The organism is Planktothrix prolifica NIVA-CYA 540, assembly GCF_963864145.1.
GTDB lineage: Bacteria > Cyanobacteriota > Cyanobacteriia > Cyanobacteriales > Microcoleaceae > Planktothrix > Planktothrix agardhii.
The window spans coordinates 710,176-728,147 of sequence record NZ_CAWLTW010000001.1 but is presented as its reverse complement, the minus strand read 5'-3'; the positions used below and the strand labels follow the sequence as shown (position 1 = coordinate 728,147).

At 37.6% G+C, this 17,972-nt stretch carries 15 protein-coding genes; 10 read left to right on the top strand and 5 right to left on the bottom strand.

Going from position 1 to position 17,972, the window contains the following annotated elements; translation table 11 throughout:
• Positions 1–51: 51 nt before the first annotated feature.
• From AC559H_RS03345 to AC559H_RS03320, 6 genes are all read left to right on the top strand, one after another.
• Positions 52–813: a hypothetical protein gene (locus AC559H_RS03345; RefSeq protein WP_026793729.1), complete on the top strand. Its 762-nt coding sequence runs from the start codon at positions 52–54 to the stop codon at positions 811–813.
• Positions 806–1,741: a glycosyltransferase family 2 protein gene (locus AC559H_RS03340; RefSeq protein ID WP_051319896.1), complete on the top strand. Its 936-nt coding sequence runs from the start codon at positions 806–808 to the stop codon at positions 1,739–1,741. The genes AC559H_RS03345 and AC559H_RS03340 overlap by 8 nt, the downstream gene beginning before the upstream one ends.
• Before the next feature lie 27 nt (positions 1,742–1,768).
• Positions 1,769–4,135, top strand: coding sequence for a glycosyltransferase (locus AC559H_RS03335; RefSeq protein WP_026793728.1), 2,367 nt, complete (start codon positions 1,769–1,771; stop codon positions 4,133–4,135).
• 93 nt (positions 4,136–4,228) lie between these two features.
• Positions 4,229–5,014, top strand: coding sequence for a Stf0 family sulfotransferase (locus tag AC559H_RS03330; protein WP_026793727.1), 786 nt, complete (start codon positions 4,229–4,231; stop codon positions 5,012–5,014).
• Positions 5,015–5,069: 55 nt separating this feature from the next.
• Positions 5,070–7,127: a Stf0 family sulfotransferase gene (locus AC559H_RS03325; protein WP_026798439.1), complete on the top strand. Its 2,058-nt coding sequence runs from the start codon at positions 5,070–5,072 to the stop codon at positions 7,125–7,127.
• A 50-nt stretch (positions 7,128–7,177) separates the two neighbouring features.
• The gene (locus AC559H_RS03320; protein WP_026798438.1) at positions 7,178–8,149 is read left to right on the top strand and encodes a hypothetical protein; all 972 of its coding nucleotides are present in this window, start codon (positions 7,178–7,180) and stop codon (positions 8,147–8,149) included.
• Positions 8,150–8,165: 16 nt separating this feature from the next.
• Here AC559H_RS03320 and AC559H_RS03315 read toward each other — a convergent pair whose 3' ends face one another.
• Complete coding sequence (locus AC559H_RS03315; RefSeq protein ID WP_036834550.1) at positions 8,166–9,002, bottom strand: IS5 family transposase; 837 nt, start codon at positions 9,000–9,002, stop codon at positions 8,166–8,168.
• A gap of 93 nt (positions 9,003–9,095) precedes the next feature.
• Here AC559H_RS03315 and AC559H_RS03310 point away from each other — a divergent pair, with 93 nt between their 5' ends.
• Positions 9,096–9,545: a profilin gene (locus AC559H_RS03310; RefSeq protein WP_052349574.1), complete on the top strand. Its 450-nt coding sequence runs from the start codon at positions 9,096–9,098 to the stop codon at positions 9,543–9,545.
• A gap of 71 nt (positions 9,546–9,616) precedes the next feature.
• Here the strand turns inward: AC559H_RS03310 and AC559H_RS03305 are convergent, their stop codons facing one another.
• Genes AC559H_RS03305 through AC559H_RS03295 form a run of 3 tightly spaced genes read right to left on the bottom strand, consistent with a single transcriptional unit; the run spans position 9,617 to position 10,232 of the window.
• On the bottom strand, positions 9,617–9,739 hold the full coding sequence (locus AC559H_RS03305) for a hypothetical protein (protein ID WP_255377737.1): 123 nt from the start codon (positions 9,737–9,739) through the stop codon (positions 9,617–9,619).
• Complete coding sequence (locus tag AC559H_RS03300; RefSeq protein ID WP_026793460.1) at positions 9,739–10,008, bottom strand: type II toxin-antitoxin system Phd/YefM family antitoxin; 270 nt, start codon at positions 10,006–10,008, stop codon at positions 9,739–9,741. Before AC559H_RS03300 ends, AC559H_RS03305 begins: the two co-directional genes overlap by 1 nt.
• 59 nt (positions 10,009–10,067) lie before the next feature.
• Entirely contained in the window at positions 10,068–10,232 is a 165-nt protein-coding gene (locus AC559H_RS03295) for a hypothetical protein (RefSeq protein WP_155806228.1), read from the bottom strand.
• Here AC559H_RS03295 and AC559H_RS03290 point away from each other — a divergent pair.
• Both AC559H_RS03290 and AC559H_RS03285 read left to right on the top strand, forming a co-directional pair.
• Positions 10,231–10,749, top strand: coding sequence for a hypothetical protein (locus AC559H_RS03290; protein WP_026787463.1), 519 nt, complete (start codon positions 10,231–10,233; stop codon positions 10,747–10,749). The genes AC559H_RS03295 and AC559H_RS03290 overlap by 2 nt on opposite strands.
• A complete protein-coding gene (locus tag AC559H_RS03285; protein ID WP_026793461.1) occupies positions 10,742–11,275 on the top strand; it encodes a hypothetical protein in 534 nt (177 codons plus the stop codon). The genes AC559H_RS03290 and AC559H_RS03285 overlap by 8 nt, the downstream gene beginning before the upstream one ends.
• Before the next feature lie 137 nt (positions 11,276–11,412).
• Here AC559H_RS03285 and AC559H_RS03280 read toward each other — a convergent pair whose 3' ends face one another.
• A complete protein-coding gene (locus AC559H_RS03280) occupies positions 11,413–14,163 on the bottom strand; it encodes a class I SAM-dependent DNA methyltransferase (protein ID WP_026793462.1) in 2,751 nt (916 codons plus the stop codon).
• A gap of 543 nt (positions 14,164–14,706) precedes the next feature.
• On the opposite strand from AC559H_RS03280, the gene AC559H_RS03275 reads away from it, so the two are divergent.
• The gene (locus AC559H_RS03275; RefSeq protein ID WP_026787460.1) at positions 14,707–17,802 is read left to right on the top strand and encodes an adenylate/guanylate cyclase domain-containing protein; all 3,096 of its coding nucleotides are present in this window, start codon (positions 14,707–14,709) and stop codon (positions 17,800–17,802) included.
• Positions 17,803–17,972: the final 170 nt, after the last annotated feature.

Genomic DNA, 17,972 nt, shown 5'->3' with positions numbered 1-17,972 from the left:
ACAGATATTATATACAAATCCTCTAAAAAAGAGGTTTACACAGGAGGTTTTATGAAAAAAAAGTTTATTTCACCCTTGCTCAATTCTTTAGACATTAGCCCCGAACAAATTCAAAAACAAGCTCATGTTCTGAAAAAAAGAATATCAGAGGATTATGGAGATAGATTATTTGAGGGGTTGCTTCAAGAGTTAGCAACAATGGAATTAGCATTCAATCAATTGCTATTAAAACTCAATTTAGTTGATCATAAATTAAATCTATTGGATTATCCATTGCCTGAATTGTTAAGTCTATCAGAAACGACTCAAAAAGTTACGATAGAAGCAGATTTTCCTCTCAAGTCAGAGCAGGGATTTTATCACCTGGAATATGATCAAAAAGGCAATCCCTTTCGATGGACAGGGCCAGAAGAATTTTTTAATTTTGATGTTGTCATTAAACGGGAGCAACCCTGGGAATTGGTTTTGCGTTTATTTTCAGCTTTAGCTCCTGTTAATTTAAAAAAAATCCGGTGTTTTGTGGATGAGTTGGAAATTGAATTAGAACAGAAAAAAATTAATGGAATTTTTTATTTTCAAGGAATTATCCCATCCTGTACTGGCAAGTTCAGAACGACCAAAATCAGTTTTTTAGTTCCTAAAATAGTCAAAAATTCAGAAATTAACCCAGAAAGTGAAGATCATCGTTTACTGGGTGTGGCATTTTCCCAACTTTTAATTCACCCTCCAGTAGAGACACGCCATACTACGACTCTACCCGGTGATTATCTTTCTTCTGAATCCACCTTGAATCCTCTTGAAACCGATGTCTAAAATTTCTGCTGTCATTTGTACTTATAACCGCTATGATTTGCTCGAAAAAGCCATCCATAGCCTAAAACAACAAACTTTGAATTCTGATTTATATCGAATTCTTGTAATCGATAACTCCCCTGATTTAGAGTATGCCGAACAGGTTAAACAACACTATGATTCTCAACCATTTTTAGAGTATGTAATTGAACCCAAACCGGGGTTGTCGAATGCTCGAAATGTAGCCGCCCATCTTTGCAATACGGAATTTATTGCTTACATGGATGATGATGCCATTGCCGATCCCAATTGGCTAGAACATATTTTGGTAGCCTTTCAATTATTCGGTCAAGAGGCAGCTGTTGTTGGGGGAAGCGTGGAACCCCTTTGGCCAGAAGAACGACCTTCTTGGTTAGATGATTCACTCTTAGGTTATGTTTCCGTAGTCGATTGGGGGGGTGAAACTCGAATTGCTAAACCTCGTGAGTGGTTTGCGGGAACGAATATTGCCTTTCGGACTGAAGAAATTTTGAATCGGGGTGGCTTTGATGTGACATTAGGACGCACTGGAGGGGGAGCAGTTTTATTAAGTAATGAAGAAACCCATTTGTTAGAGCAAATTAAACAAGATGGCAAATTAGCGATTTATGCTCCAGAAGCTAGAGTTCACCACCTGGTTGAACAGAAACGGTTAAAGCAGTCTTGGTTTCGCCAAAGAGTGGCATGGCAGTCTGTTTCTGATTATATGATGAACCCAGAAGTTACAGTTGCGGATGCTAAAAAAGATTGGAATTTTATTTTAGAGTATTTCTTTGGTTTACCCCCTCGCTATCGCACGATTAAAGGACTATTTTATGATACAGATGATCCGAATAAATTTCGTCAACAATTGAGCGTTTTATCGGCTGTAACTACACTTATGCTGACCGGATTCGAGGACATAGAATAAATTGAAATTTACTCAGAAATAACCGTTATGAACCCCCGTAATTTGATCCTAAAGGGAACTGATATTTTAGTGTTATCCCCAACACCCACTTACCCAATTATTAAGGGGAATTGTAAGCGAATTTATTCCGTTTGCCAACAATTACGCGATCGCGGAGCCAAAATTCATTTTCTCCACTATCCTCAAGACTGGGTGAATCATCTGCCTTTGACTTCCATTCAAGCCATGTCTCAACAATGGGACTCCTTTCATTTAGTCCCAACAACTCGCCCCTTACAAACTCCTGCTATCTATCAAGATCATAGCATTGATGAATGGTGGGATGAGGCCATTGGTGACTACTTAAAATGGTTATTTTCCCACTATTATTTTGATGCCTTTCTCGTTAACTATACCTATCTCAGTAAAGCATTTGAATTTGCACCTAGTTTTGTTTACCGAATATTAGATACCCATGATCAATTTACCGGAAGGCGACAATTACTCGCCGAGCATGACATTGCGCCTGAATTTTTCTATTCCACTAAAGAGCAAGAAGCGATCGGCTTAAAACGGGCAGATTTAGTCTGGGCAATTAAAGATGAAGAAGCCTTATTTTTCCGTAAAATTGCATCCACACCCGTTTGTACTATGCTGCATACAGAACCCCGTCTCAATATTAAACGGGCAATAATTCCGGGCGACGAAGATTATCTGGTCTTAGGAATTTTGGGAGTCGGGAATAGTATTAACACCCAAAATGTCCAACGTTTTTTGAAGCAGGCATTAGCCAAATTTCGGCGAGATTTAGCCCCGATTAAAATCAAAATAGCAGGGAGTTTGTGCGAAACTCTACAAGAGTTTGAGCTAACCCATGGAGTAGAATTAATGGGGCGAGTGGAACGAATAGAAGAATTTTATCAAGCTATTGATGTTGTTTTAGTTCCTTTAAGTTTTAGTACAGGATTAAAAATCAAAGCCGCAGAAGCATTAGCAACGGGTTTGCCCATTGTTGCCCATCGTCATGCCTTTGAGGGAATTCCGGCTGATCACCGCTACCATACTTGTGACACCTTTGAACAAATGGCGGATGCTTGTTTAGAACTCGCCTATTCTCGGAGTCAACGGTTGGAGTTAGCAGCCGCAACTCGATCTAGTTATCGGCAAATGCAGCAACAGGTGGAACAGACGATGACTGAAACGGCATTACGTCTGTTGAAAGGACGTCCGTTGATTGTCATCGTTTTCCCGCCTCGGTTTTTCCAAGCTGACACCCTAGAATATACCCACACCCTACAAACCATAGACTATTTCAAGCATTTGGCAGATATAATTTATTATGTAGACACGCCCCTAGATGCTCAATCAAGTCGGCTGTTTCAAGGATACGACCTCGCGGGTCGGGTGGTGTTATCGGCCCAAGCTGCGAGGGAGTCGGGATTGGACAATGGGAGTACCTCATCGGATACCGTTCCCCCCTTGGATCTGTGCTACTCCGTCATGAGCTTAGAAGAACTCTGTCACAAACGGCAAGTCATTGCACTCTGGTTGTTGGATTTACCCAGAGAACTTAATAATAGTGTTGCTCCTGCGTTGCGAAGAATTCCCACTTACATCAGAATGGATGTCATCGGCAATAACAACTCAAACCTCCTTAAAGAGCGATTAAAAGAGTTGAGAGAGTTTAAGCAAGTGACGTTAGTTCACTGTAGTTTCGTGGTATTATTTCAACAGCAAGATCTGCTATCCAAAGCTGAAGTTGCAGTGGTTCCCTATTGGCGTTACTTACCCAAAACTATCCGTCAATCTTGGACATCAACACCGATACACCAGCAACGGGTGATCCTCTTAGTCAATCCTAAGTTAATCTCACTCGCTTATGCCCTCTGGCAGATTGCTGCTCGTCTATTCCCCAATCAATCCCAACCTTTAGTATTTATGAGCCATGAGGAAGAAGATCTTCAACAAAAAAACAGTTTAGCTTGGCAACAAGATCGCCGTTTTTTGCAAGTTAGGGCTACGGTTTCAGAGTTATATCAAAATTGCCTAACGAGCAATTACATTCCTAAGCTAGTGATTGATCTTAGTTGCGAAGATCAGGCTTTTGCGGTTTATATTGAAACTCTCAAACGGGCGGGTGTTCCCCTAATTCGGCCCCAAGGCGTGGATCATCAGAGGGGACATTCTCTATTCCAACAGTGCGGAAAACTTCATCCAAACTCCGCGTTTCGTTTAGTGCATCTGTTAAATCAAGTGGCGACTCAGACGGGCTTATGGGAGGAGTTAGGGATGGAAACTCAAAAACAAGCGACTACAGAATATAGTCATGACGCGGGTTGGTCAAAAATTTGGAGGGAAATGAAAAGCCACAAACAACTCAGTAATATCATTGGAACAATGGATTGGGTTAGTTAAGGACAACAACAGTTAGGTAGCGAGTTAATGGGTAGGTTTAATGATACTATCTTTAGAATTCATAAAATATAAACGCTATTTTTTTACAAATTCATGATCAATCCTAAATCTTATGTGATTTGTACAACTCCCCGTTCTGGAAGTAATTTACTCTGTGATTTACTGGCGGCGTCAAAAGTGATGGGAAATCCCCAAGAATTTCTCAATGTTGATTCGATGCTCAGTCCATTTTGCAAAAAGAATGGTTTAGTTGATACAGAATCCAAAGTTAATTTAGAAAGCTATATCAAGCTAGTCATGGAAAAATTCTCCTCTCAAAATCAAGTTTTTGGCATGAAAGCTTTGTTTGATCAACTGGAACCTTTTCTGGAATTAAATTCCACTCGCCAGTTTTTACAAAATAGTAAATTTATTTGGCTAGTTCGTCAAGATGTTTTGGCACAGGCGGTTTCAATGTATATTGCTCAGGCAACTGATGAATGGACATCTTTGAACGAAGAAAATAACCGCCAGCAAGAAAATAAAAATCGTCGAGATACTTTAAAATATAATCAGGAAAAAATAGATAAAAAACTGAAATATTTAACCCGGTATAATCTGAAATGGTTAGAATTTTTTGCAATCAATAAAATTGAATATTTAACTGTTTTTTATGAAGATATTTTTAAAAATCCTACTCTAGCCTGTCAAGATATTTGTCGATTTTGTGGAGTAGAAACAGATTATAGTTTTCCGATGGAAAAGGCTAAATTTAAAAAGCAAGGAGATCAAATCAATGAAACTTTTATCACCACCTTTAGCGAAAATTCGGGTTTAAATTTAAAAAATATTAGTCCTACTTTTGAACTTGACATTAAAGGAGTAAAATTAATTGAGTAAAGTCTAAAATCTCAAATTTTTCGAGTTTACATTCATACAGAGGATAGTTAAATTTATGGAACGGAAATTTTATATAATTTGTACAACCCCCCGTTCAGGAAGTAACCTGTTGTGTGACTTACTTCAAAGTTCTGGAGTTATGGGGAAACCCTCAGAAATGTTGAATCCTAAAGGGTCAATTCTTCCTTTTGCTAAAAAGCACGGTTTAATCGATTCTAACTCTCAAATTTCCCTAGAACAATATCTGAATCAACGAATTGATCAATTTTCTTCTGATAATGGGGTTTTTGGTTTTCAGATATTTTATCGGCAATTAGAACCTTTGCTTGGTTCTAACACTATCAACGATTTGCTTCAGCATTATCCCATCATTTGGTTGCAACGTCAGAATATTATTGCTCAGGCTGTTTCCTTATATATTGCTGAAAAAACCGGACAGTGGAAGTCTGATAAAACCCCTAAAAACCTTGATCAGAACCTAGAATATGATCAAGCTAAAATCGAGCAATGTCTGAAAAATGTTATTCGACAAAATTTGGGGTGGAGTGAGTTTTTTGCACTCAATAAACTGAGGTACTTCCCCATTACCTATGAAACAATCATTAGCAATACTGATTCAGTATGCCAAGAAATCTGCAAGTTTTGTGGGATTGAGGCAAATTATAAGTTTTCCATAGAAAAAATGTGGTTAGAAAAACAGGGGAATACTTTAAATGCTGAATTTGCTGAAAGATTTTGTCAAAACTCTAGTTGGAATCTGAATGACTCTACTTCTGTTGAAACCCTTGATTTAAAAAAAATTAAGCTCATTAATAAAAGTTCGGGGCTGTTAATGCCTATAGATAAAAAAACTGAGGAATTACACAGTCAAGCTAACTTAGAATCTGTACAACAATTGAATCCCGATCTGGATGCTAAACAATACTGGGAATTAGGAAATACTCAAGCTGAACAGAGCCAATGGGATGAAGCAAAATCTTGCTATCTAAAAGCAATTCAAATTCAGCCTGATTATGTTGAAGCCTATCTCCATTTAGGAGATATTTTTAAAAAACAGAATCAATTAGATGAAGCTATCCACTATTATCTTGAAGCTGCTAACCTTAAGCGTAATTTCTTCTTGCCTTATCGAAGATTAGATGCTCTTTTAAAAACAACTAAAATAACACAAGATCAAATTGAAAAAATTAGTGAAGTTGCTGTGAAAGCTTTACAAAAGTATCCTGATAAAAAGCAAACCCAGACCCTACGCCTTAGTAGTTTAATTAAACTTGGTAAAAAATCAGAAATTATCAAGTTTTGTCAAGATCTTACCTACAGGAAAAATTTAGATGCTAAACCAGAGTTCGCTAACCAATTTTGGGAACCAGAAAAATTGGGTTTTCCTAATTTTATGATTATTGGATTTATGAAGTGTGGGACAACATCTCTGTACGATTATATGACTCAGCATCCCAATATTTTACTAGGAAGAAAAAAGGAAATACATTTTTTTGATAATCCTGATTTCGATAAATTAGGATTAGATTGCTATGGTGCGAATTTTCCTCCAATTCCTGAGAACTCTTTATATTGGGTAGGGGAAGCAACGCCTGAATATATTCGACATTCAAATATTGCTCAAAAAATTCGAGAAAACTTCCCCAATCTTAAAATTATTGTACTTGTAAGAAATCCTGTATCTCGAACAATTTCACATTTTCATTTTTCCAGAAAAATGCGTGGAGTTAAACATAGTTTAGAAACAGCGATTCAATCCCAAATTCAAGAAATTGAGAATATGACAGATCTTAATCAAGAATTAGATCACAAGAATGGGTTTGTTTCACTGAGTTTGTATGCTTATTACTTGGAAAAATGGATGAGTGTTTTTCCAAGAGAAAATTTTTTGGTTTTAAGCCTAGAAAATTTATCAAAAAACTCCCAATCAACATTAGATAAGGTTTTTGAATTTCAGAAATTACCATCTCATATAATAGATTTTGATAAAAATTATAACAAAGGCAACTATTTACATTCTAATGATGAAATTTCTAGGTTATTATATGATTTTTTTAAGCCTCATAATCAGCGCCTAGAAAATTTAGTTGAGCAAAAGTTTGACTGGGATTAAACTTTGCCCATTATCTTAGTAAAAATTGTAATTTTTAGGGAAACCCGCCAATGAATGACCAACAAAAAGTAGAAAAGTACGCGGCAGAAAAATTGACTCCAATGAAACCTGTTTCAGGGGTGAATCAGTCGGAAAAAAATCTGAACAATACCACTAAAATTGTGACTCATGCAAAGGAATATTGTATTGAAGTTGAAGGAAAAACTTCTATCTACTTACAAGATAAACAAGGTAATATTACTTTAGAACGTTACCCCTGGATTGAGAAATTCTTGGCTGTCAAACCAGTTGGCGAAAAGTATGAAATTTTGTATCAACAGAAAAATGGTCAGTTTTTTAAGTGGATAGTAAATCACTTAGGAAAAAAACAAAGCCGTCAACAAATTGAAGAACAAGATATAGTTAAATTGGCTCAAGAATTTTCTGTTAATATTGACAGTTTATCGGTTAATAAATCAGCATCAGCCGATTATCCTAAGCCAGAAAAACTGATTATTCATTGCTGCTATCATAAAGTAGCTACTTCTTCTTTTACCCAAGTTTTTAATAAAATTTGTAAAAAATTTAATTGGGAATTTCAAGAAAGCTATCTCAACAAAAAATTGCAACCCGAAACTAAGATTTTTTTAGCTAATCATAGTAATATTGATTGGTCTAATTTACCTCCCTATATTGGCTCTCATATTATTCGAGATCCAAGAGATGTGATTATCTCCGGTTATTTCTATCATTTATGGTGTCATGAAAAGTGGTGTCATACGAAAAAACTTGAATATGACAATCGAAGTTATCAAGAACTTTTGAACTCGGTGTCTCAGGATGAAGGAATCACTTTAGAAATGAAGAGAGTCAAAGGCATGATTAAAAATATGTTAGCATGGAACTATTCTAACCCTAACATTATTGAAATTAGATTAGAGGAGTTAGCCGTCAATGAAAAAGCAGTATTTGAAAAAGTTTTTCAGAAATATGGATTTAATCAGGAGCAAATAGACCTCTTGCAAAAAAAATCTATGCTATAATAACAAATTTTCACTTTCAGACTAAGAGTGTCAACTCATAATTATAAATGGCCGACAACAAATTACAACGAAGACCATAACGGCGACGACGATTTCGATAACGACTCGATAAGATCCTGAAAATTTTGAGGCTCCGATTAACGTGTTCAATCACAATTCGTTGATGAGCCAAAGCTTGATTATAGTCTTTTTCTAAGACCGAAAGATTGCCATTTTTGGGTTTCTTTTTGGGTACATAGCTATTCAAGTGATAATCCTTAATCCCTTGATAGCCACTATCTTGTAAACTATCAGTTTGGGGGTGAAAATGAATTTTGCTTTTTTTGAATAAGCTAAAATCGTGGCAATGTCCTTCTCCAAAATCTGTACAAATAATCTGTTTAGTTTCTTGATTAATTACTAACTGAATTTTGAGTGTGTGATGTTTTTTCTTTCCTGAGTAATATTTTTTCTGTTTTTTTTTCGGTCTTTCAATAGCCGTTTCTGTGACATCCATCACTACGATTTCGGGGTAGCCAGAATCTTGAATTAATGCTTTTTTTCCCGGAATACGAAACTTTTCTGTTTTGATTAAAGTTGATTCAATATTAGCAACAATTCGGCAAATAGTTGATTCTGATACTCCCCAATTTGTCCCAATATGAAAATATGTTCTGTATTCTCGCCAATACTCCAAGGCTACTAAAACTTGCTCTTGGAGAGTCAGGTGGGTGTGACGTCCTCTCCTATCTTTAGGATGTTCTAACCTGAACTGCTCTATGGCATTAACCATTTCTTGAAAGGTTTGAATCTTGACACCAAATCTCCGTTTAAATTCATGAGGTTTCAAATTTAGATAAAATTGAGTGTTCATCGCAGAGTTATTGTCTAAATTCACTTTCAATTTTTACCATTTTATGGAGTTTTTAGCAAAAATTTGTGAAGAATGGTTAGTCTCTAGGATTTTATGAAATTGAGCAAAACTTACCATAATACCATAAAATTATTTTGCAAGAGTTCTAATTTGTGTGCACAATCAAATGATTCCACAGGGAAAGCTCACTGTGGGAAAGCAGCTATTATTTCTCTAGATGGTGGAGCATCATGGACTAGCCCAAATCATCCATATGGTATTCAACTTACACCTGCGGAGGGACAGAAAATTGCTCAAATGATGAAATCAGGTGATTTCTCGTCAGCGCAGGCCAATGGTATCGTGTTAGAAGGTGTGAAATATCAATTCTTGAGAGAGGATGGTAAGGTAGCCTTCGCAAAAAAGAAAGGTTTTGGCGCGATAACGATACAAAAATCCAAATCGGCTGTTGTTATTGGTCATACGCTAGAAGGCTCACAACAGGGAAACACGAATAAAGCAGTGGGTGTTATTGCAGATTATTTAGAAAGTGTGGGAATGTAACAGGATGCCGAGTGCGATCGCTTTTTCTATCACTTCTGAATACCCAAAATTCTATGCTTTAATTCTGAATTTTAATCATCATCTTGATCCTCGTCTGACTCGTCTAACAGCCCTAATCTCAATAGCTTTTTAGGGCGATCGCTAATTTCTTTTAATAGTTTGAAAGCCGTAGGTTGAATAACGACGCGATACATTACAGGTCTAATTCTCGTTTAGCTGATTCCCAATCTATTCCTTGTGCTGATTTCGCCTCGGTAATACCTTGATGCAAGTTAGCCATAAGGTTCGCATCACCAAGTATTTCTATGGTTTCGAGTATTGCTTCGTAATGTTCCCAGGTCATCACAGCTAGGACAGGCTTGCCTCTGCGGGTAATTGCCAGTGTACCGCCTTGCTGGGCAAGTTTTTCAGGCAATGAGGTTAACTCCTGTCTTGCTTCTGTAATAGGAATATTGGATAGCATTATTTTTGAATCTATCTGTACATCTAAGTGTACATCTAAAATACAGCAAAAGCGATCGCCTAAAAATCACGACTCACACCGAATAGCGATCGCACTTCATCAGAGAAAGTGATCGCAGTAACTTGACAATTAGCCGAAAAAACATTTATAATGGTACTATTGATATCGGCTTTTTTTAAACTTAATCTAATTTCTTTGTATAAAATTTTAAGGTGTAAGATCATGTCTAAAAAACCATACCTAGAACAATTTGAAGAGTTTCTATCTCAACAAGAATTAGAAAAAGTCAATTCACTTATTGACTATGAGGTAGAGAAAGAAACATGGCTTGGTAACATTGATGATTTTTATAACTTAATTCGAGGATTTGTTGGTAATTATCTTAAACAAGGTAAAATTATTGAGGAGCAGAAAACAATTAAACTTCAAGAAGATAATTTTGGAGAGTATCAGGTTCAACAATTAATTTTAAAAATCGGTAAGAAAAGGCTAATTTTTAAACCTGTTGGTCGCTTTGTGGTTGGTTGTAATGGTCGTATTGACTTAGATTCTAGTTTAGGGAGCGTTCGATTTTTATTCCTTCCTAAAGATTTTGATAAACCAAGCACTTTCTTTATGGGTGATTTTAGCCCTCAGACAGAATGGTGTTGGAAAATTGCAACTCCGCCACCTAAAGTTAGCTACTTAGAGCTTACGGAACAAAGTTTTTTTGAGGCTTTAATGGAAGTTGTTAATGCTTAAAAAAGTTTCATTATCGGGTCAAAATTTATCGCTGTCAGATATTAATGATTATTATGTTGATAACCAGCGTGCTTTGAAAGTTTATTTTAGTTCCCACAGTTTTAATTTTGATTCCAGATTTGCCAATTATACAATCAACGAAATTGAGACAGAATTGCAAGCTAGATTAGACGAGCTAGACAAATTAGTCTCGTTCTCTATTTTATCTGCTTTAGAGGCTTCTTTTCGCATTGATTATTTAAGGAGGTGTGATCAAAAAAAGAAAGATAGTTTATCCAGAAAAATGAGAGAAATTTACCAAATGAAAGGGAGTCGTGCATCTTTAGAGGATGATATTTTAAGACTATGGAAGGAGGATTTTCCAGAATACAAACGTTTAATTTCAGAAGTAATTACTGCCTTTAAATATCGGCATTGGTTGGCTCATGGTCGTTATTGGGAGCCTAAATTAGGTCGAATTTATGATTATTATTCGTTGTATGATTTAGCCGATGCTGTAGAACATTTAGTGACTTCTCTAAACTGAAAACAAGCAGTGATCGCATTTCTATTTTGCTGAGATATTAAGCGGCGATCGCATTACGTTCTTGCTGTAGTGATAAACAGCGATCGCCTAATAATCACGACTCACACCGAATAGCGATCGCCAGATCATCTAATTTATTAACTATCTTTTTTCTTAACTCGCTTTTTCTTCTCGACTTTCAGTAATGGCGCACTTAGGGCTTCATAGAGGCTAAATAAATACTCAATGCGATTTAATTCGCTAACGAAGGGCTGGGGACGATAGCAGAGGTCTACCGCTTTATCTAGGGCTTGATGTGCCTTTACCAAATCGGGCGGCATAGTGAGGGGATCGTAAAGATCGGCGAGGCTACTATCGGGATATTTTGCCCTTGTGTCTAATACTTTTTGTGCGGCAGTTTCTACTTTTTGCTTTTGTTTGTCGCTGATGTTTTCAGGGAATGGATAGTTATTATAAACAATTGTACTTGAGTAACGAAAATCACTTTTTAATCTTCCACAAACATACTTAACCCAAGTCATGTGCATCTCTGATGTGAGAATTCCAAATAAAAATAAATCAGCATTAGAAATAATATAAAGTTGATTGGATGCAATAATATCAGGAGATAAAAATGCTACAGGAATATATTTTCTATTTTCAGAAGAGAGTGTCGGAAAAGCTAAGTAGTTTGATTCTGGTTGTCGAATTTCAGCAAAAATAGAAGGAATATTGGCAAGTTTTTTTGTCGTATTTCTATTGCTGTTTAATCGCCAGTTTTTAACAGCATTTACTCTATTCATAATTACAGATATTTTTTTTATTTTATCAGGTTCGGCATTTAATAACCATAAACAAAATCTTTTTTCGTTTCTAATTAGCTCTTTACCACCGATAAATTGTTTGATGTATTTTTCAGCTTCTGGTGAAGATTTTATTATTTCTTTTTTGTCTGCTTCAGAAAGAGTAAAATTACCATCATCTAAAGCAAAACTGCCGTAATTTATTTCTTGTATTTTACAAAGAGACTGACTTCTTTTTTGAATAATTAAATCATTTCCTTCTGTTAAATATGGATTAATATTTCTAACCTTTCTCTCTGTTGGTTCGCCTTTAATATCTGCATAATCAAATATTTTCTTATTTTCAATATCTTGTAAGCCAAAACCAACGATTATACAATGAACTCCAGCATTTCCTTTTGCTTCATTTTTCCAGCTAAAAGTACGATGAGCAAAATGTATTTTTATTTTATAGTTGCTATAAAGTTCTTGCCAAAGAATCCCGACTTGCTCACCTTGCGAAATCGAATTTGTACTAACAAAAGCACAGCGAATATCAGTATTTTGAATAGTCTGACTTGCTCTAATATACCAAGCAGTTACATAGTCTAATAAACCCGAACTTTTTACATTCCCAAAAATACTTTGCATATCAGACTTCTGTTGTGAATCTTGGTATGTTTTCCCGACAAATGGAGGATTACCCAAAATAAAATTTAACTTCTCTTTTGCAACAACATCCCCCCAATCAATCCGCAACGAATTACCATGCACAATCTTCGCCGCTTTTTTCAACGGCAACCGCACAAAATACTGCCCAAACTCATTACTCACCTTCACATTCATCTGATGATCAATTAACCACATCGCCACCTCAGCAATCCGCACCGCAAACTCATCATATTCAATCCCCGCAAACTGATCTACATCGACTTGAATAATTGAGCTAATATCCGTCACTAACTGCCCAGTTTTATTCAACTCCAACAAAATCAGAATCTCTAAATCTCGCAATTCCCGATAGGTAATAATCAAGAAATTGCCGCAACCACAGGCAGGATCAAGGAAATATAAATTAGCAATCTTTTTATGCAATGTTTCTAGTTTGCCCTTACTACCCTTAGCCTTCTCAAATTCAGTATAAAGATCATCCAAAAAAAGCGGCTTAATCAACTTCTGGATATTCTTTTCAGAAGTGTAATGCGCCCCTAAATTGCGCCGTTCCGTCTGATTCATTACCGCCTGAAACATCGACCCAAAAATTGCCGGGGAAATCTTACCCCAATCAAACCCACAAGCCTTTAACAACATTTCACGCATCTGTTTATCAAAAGCCGCAGGTTGCAAAGGTTCCTCAAATAACTTCCCATTCACATAGGGAAACTGCGCTAAATTTTCATCTAAATTTTTTAACCGCTTCTCCTTGGATGTATTTAAAATATGGAAAATAGAAGCAATGTGCATCGCCAAATCGCTGCCATCTTCCTTTGTATGCAAATCGATATATTCCCAAAAAATCCCCTGATTAAAAATCCCCGTATCATCGGCAAACATACAGAACAATAGCCGCACCAGATACACCTCTAAATCATGCCCTGTATAGCCAATTTCTTTGAGGCGATCATGTATATCCCCCATCAATTCCGCCGCTTTAATATTGACAGGATCTTCATCCCTATAAACCCGTTTTTCATATCCGGCCATAAAGCCGAATAGATGCACATGATTTAAAAAATCCTTTAGCTCAAACTCTTTGGTTTCGTTCGTATCTAAATCATAAAGCCGGAATTTTTGGAAATCCGAAACTAAAATATATTTTGGTAATTCATGCTCTTTTAAATTGGGAAAATAATCTTTTGCCTGTTGTGTAGCTTTATCTAAGTCTTTGCCCCTAGACTTATGTTCCACCAAAATCATCCCTTTCCACAAAAGATCGATAAAGCCTTGTTTATTATCCGCCTTTTTAATCGGTAGCTCAAAACTTCCCACCCGCCGCCGTGAAATGCCAAACACATTAAAAAAATCATTCCAGAATGATTGTGATTCTGACTTCTCTGAAGTTTCAGTTTCCCATTCCTTAGAAAAGGCGATCGCCCTTTGCTTAATTTCATTCCAACTTAGAGGCATATCGGCAAATGTTAAGGCATAATTTTAGGCAATCTTTATACTATAGCAACCGCCAAGGCAGTTAGGATAGAGACGGATCTTGGAACCCAGACGGTGAAGTGTTTTCCCCCTGTTCCCTCCCCCCTAGCCCCCCGTGCACGGGGGTTTGGGGGGGCTGTTCCCTGCTATATCATTCAGAACGGACGGGGATTCCATCTATCAGGACTTACGCAAGTACACCATATATAGCGTGCTTGCCTGAGTCCTGACAGATTAAAATCCGTGAAATCCGTGAAATCCGCTTAAATCTGTGATCCCTCTTGCCCTATTTTGTCCAAATTGGTAGAACAAAACACAGATGAGAATCTATACTAAGTGGAATAATAGTTTCACAAACCGGGCTTGCCCTAAATCGGATACAATTTAGCCACTTGTCAATATCCAACGTAAACTGGTAAACAGTAATTGTCTATGGGCTATTTTCTTTTGATAGTTCAAAACTTAAAAAAATATTAATTTTCCCCTAAAAGACTGTTTCAACCCCAATCTATGTATTAAAACCCTATGAAATCTGCATCCCCGACCAATTCTATATCAGGAGAATCAACGGTTGTTTCAGCACAAGTAATTGATGTAACACCCGTTGAGGAGTCTACAGTTAATCGAAAGGGTATCAGCAAAGTGGGGGGTGAGACCCCTCTTGAAGAATCATCTTCCTCAACGAATGGGGGTTTAGTTCTCACAGGTGCAGGAGGCAGCAGTTTCTCCTCTATTCTGGCTCCTTTAACCAAAGACAATTTCGTTATTGTGGTTAAAGAAGTTGAGGATAAACTGAAAACAGTTAATCAAACCCTGTCGATGCTGAATAATCTGCTCGATGCCCAGGGGTTTGAGGAAATTCTCAATGAAATGTTGCGGTCGATTACTATTAAGATAGGAGAACTTTTAAATGCTGATCGGACAACGATCTGGCTGGTAGATGAAGAAAAACACGAACTCTGGTCAATTGTAGCTGGAGGACAGGATGGTAAACCCTTAGAATTGAGAATCCCATCCACCGCCGGAATTGCTGGGGAAGTGGCGACCACTCGCAATGTGGTTAATATTCCCTACGATTTTTATAATGATCCGCGTTCGGCCGCCGCCAAGAAAATGGATCAGAAAAATGGCTATCGGACTTATACGATGGTTGTTATGCCTCTTTTAAATGATGAAGATGGCTTGGTGGCGGTGGTACAATTACTGAATAAATTAAAACTGAATTCAAGCCACCTAGATCCCTTAGATGAAAAAATAGACTTAGAGGGATTTACGGTAGACGATGAAAAACTATTTGAAGAATTTGTCCCCTCGATTCGCCTAATTTTAGAGTCTTCTCGTTCCTTCTATGCGGCGACGGTCAGACAGCGAGCGGCTGCGGCTTTAATGAATGCGGTTAATGCCCTCAGTAAGAGTAGTTTGGACTTAGAAGAAACCCTAAAAAATGTTATGGATCAGGCAAAAGAATTAATGAATGCCGATCGTAGCACCCTGTGGTTATTAGATGAAGAAAAAGGCGAACTTTGGACGAAAATTCCGATTAATGAAAAACTGATAGAAATTCGGATTCCTCGAAGCGCCGGATTTGCTGGAGTTGTTGCCCAAAGTGGTGAACCTTTATTAATTCCCTTTGATCTGTATAACGATCCCCGTTCCGAAACCTCTAAACAAACTGACCAAAAAACTAAATATCGGACTTGCAGTATGTTATGCACACCCGTTTATAATGCTGACAATCAACTGATTGGTGTGACTCAATTAATTAATAAGAAAAAACAAGGAGAACACCCGCCTTATAATCCAGAAAATTGGCCAGAAGCCCCGGAACAATGGAAAGCCAGCTTTAATACTAATGATTTAGAATTCATGCAGGCATTCAATATTCAAGCGGGGGTTGCCTTACAAAATGCCAAATTGTTCCAAAAAGTCAAAGAACAGGAACAACGGCAAAAAGATATTCTGCGATCGCTCAGTAATGGAGTCATTTCTACCGACAAAGAAGGTCGAATGATTGCCACGAATGATTGTGCCATGGAACTCCTAGGAATTCGGGAGGAAGATGTTGTTAAGGGGCGTTCCGTCCGAGATTTAATTCAGGTTAAAAACGGAGATTTTAGCAAATGGTTTGATCTAGCTTTAGCCCCGAAAGATATTAAAGACAGACAACAATATTACCCGGATCAAACTTTATTCTCCGAAACAAATGAATCCTCTCGAAGTGTGAATTTATCAATTAATTCCATGTCTGATATCAATAACCCAGAAAAAGTTAGTGGGGCTTTAGTGGTGATGGAAGATATCAGTGGCGAGAAAGAAATCAAGAACTTAATGTATCGCTACATGACTCCAGAAGTCGCTGAACAACTGTTAGCCAGTGGAGATACCGGGTTAGGCGGAAAACGCAAAGACGTTACCGTTTTATTTAGTGATATTCGCGGCTACACCACCCTCACCGAAAAACTGCAAGCCGAAGAAGTAGTCACCATGCTCAACTCCTATTTTGAGGAAATGGTAGACACGGTATTGGGCTATAAAGGAACCCTGGACAAATATATCGGAGATGCGTTAATGGCCGTATTTGGTTCTCCCGCCCCCCTTGCGGATCATCCCTGGATGGCGATGCAAGCGGCCGTGGAAATGCGTTACCGTTTAGCCGAATATAACGAAGGTCGGGTCGCCCAGGGATTAATGCCTATTGGTATTGGTATGGGTCTCCATTCCGATGAAGTGGTATCGGGAAATATTGGGTCAAGTAAACGGATGGAATTAACCTCTATTGGGGATGGGGTCAACCTCGCCTCCCGTTTAGAAGGAACCAGTAAACAATATGGCACGGATATTGTAATTAGCGAGAATACCTATATCCATTATGCCGATAAGGTAATTGTGCGGGAACTCGATTTCATCACCGTTAAAGGCAAAAGCCAACCTGTGAGGATATATGAACTCGTTGGTATTCGGGAAGGGAAATTAGTTCGACCCGTTTCTGAAAAACAACAGGGGATCATTGATCACTATCATCTGGGACGGCAATATTACCTCAAACCCGCCACGGACAAATTAACCGCAGAGGAAATAGTGCCGTTATTAGAAGAACTCGAAGAAGTCTCCGAAGTTCAAATGAAAAAACTATCTTATGATGATAAGGATTTATTGGGACAAATGTTATTAAAAAATTCTCTGGAGAAACTAACCGAAATGTTAGATGAAAATATCATCAAGCGGTTAGCCATAGAAGACTTTAAACGGATGCCGATGGAGGAAGCCTTAGCCATTTTACCGGAAAAAGTCAAAGGATTTACTCCCCGGGAAACTAAAAAATTACTCATCGTTAAACTAAAACAGTTTACAACCGATGAGAATACCCAAAAAATGTTGGAAGACGAAGCCGCAGAAATGCCCCTAACCAAACTTCGGAAAATGGTTGATTTAGCCAAACGCAAATTTGCAGCAAAAGCCAAAGAATCTTTGCGGACTGCCAAACGGGAATTTCTGGCGGTTTTGGATCTTGATCCGAAAAATAAGGCCGCTAAACTGCACGTTGATCGCTGTATTCTGTATGAAACCACCCAACCCCCAGATGAAACTTGGGATGGAGTGTGGAACCTGACTGAGAAGTAATTGAAGATATTGAATGGAGAGACGCGCCGTGGTACGTCTCTTTTAATTTTATAGCAGGGAACAGCCCCCCCCAAACCCCCCGTGCACGGGCCAGGGCTGTTTCATGTTTGAAAATTATAGCCTACTTTTGGGTCATAATTCTCAAACATGATAGCTATTTTCCGAATAAT

Coding starts and splice junctions, on each gene's coding strand:
- AC559H_RS03345 (WP_026793729.1), top strand. CDS start 52: ATGAAAAAAAAGTTTATTTCACCCTTGCTCAATTCTTTAGACATTAGC.
- AC559H_RS03340 (WP_051319896.1), top strand. CDS start 806: ATGTCTAAAATTTCTGCTGTCATTTGTACTTATAACCGCTATGATTTG.
- AC559H_RS03335 (WP_026793728.1), top strand. CDS start 1,769: ATGAACCCCCGTAATTTGATCCTAAAGGGAACTGATATTTTAGTGTTA.
- AC559H_RS03330 (WP_026793727.1), top strand. CDS start 4,229: ATGATCAATCCTAAATCTTATGTGATTTGTACAACTCCCCGTTCTGGA.
- AC559H_RS03325 (WP_026798439.1), top strand. CDS start 5,070: ATGGAACGGAAATTTTATATAATTTGTACAACCCCCCGTTCAGGAAGT.
- AC559H_RS03320 (WP_026798438.1), top strand. CDS start 7,178: ATGAATGACCAACAAAAAGTAGAAAAGTACGCGGCAGAAAAATTGACT.
- AC559H_RS03315 (WP_036834550.1), bottom strand. CDS start 9,002: ATGAACACTCAATTTTATCTAAATTTGAAACCTCATGAATTTAAACGG.
- AC559H_RS03310 (WP_052349574.1), top strand. CDS start 9,096: ATGAAATTGAGCAAAACTTACCATAATACCATAAAATTATTTTGCAAG.
- AC559H_RS03305 (WP_255377737.1), bottom strand. CDS start 9,739: ATGTATCGCGTCGTTATTCAACCTACGGCTTTCAAACTATTAAAAGAA.
- AC559H_RS03300 (WP_026793460.1), bottom strand. CDS start 10,008: ATGCTATCCAATATTCCTATTACAGAAGCAAGACAGGAGTTAACCTCA.
- AC559H_RS03290 (WP_026787463.1), top strand. CDS start 10,231: ATGTCTAAAAAACCATACCTAGAACAATTTGAAGAGTTTCTATCTCAA.
- AC559H_RS03295 (WP_155806228.1), bottom strand. CDS start 10,232: ATGATCTTACACCTTAAAATTTTATACAAAGAAATTAGATTAAGTTTA.
- AC559H_RS03285 (WP_026793461.1), top strand. CDS start 10,742: ATGCTTAAAAAAGTTTCATTATCGGGTCAAAATTTATCGCTGTCAGAT.
- AC559H_RS03280 (WP_026793462.1), bottom strand. CDS start 14,163: ATGCCTCTAAGTTGGAATGAAATTAAGCAAAGGGCGATCGCCTTTTCT.
- AC559H_RS03275 (WP_026787460.1), top strand. CDS start 14,707: ATGAAATCTGCATCCCCGACCAATTCTATATCAGGAGAATCAACGGTT.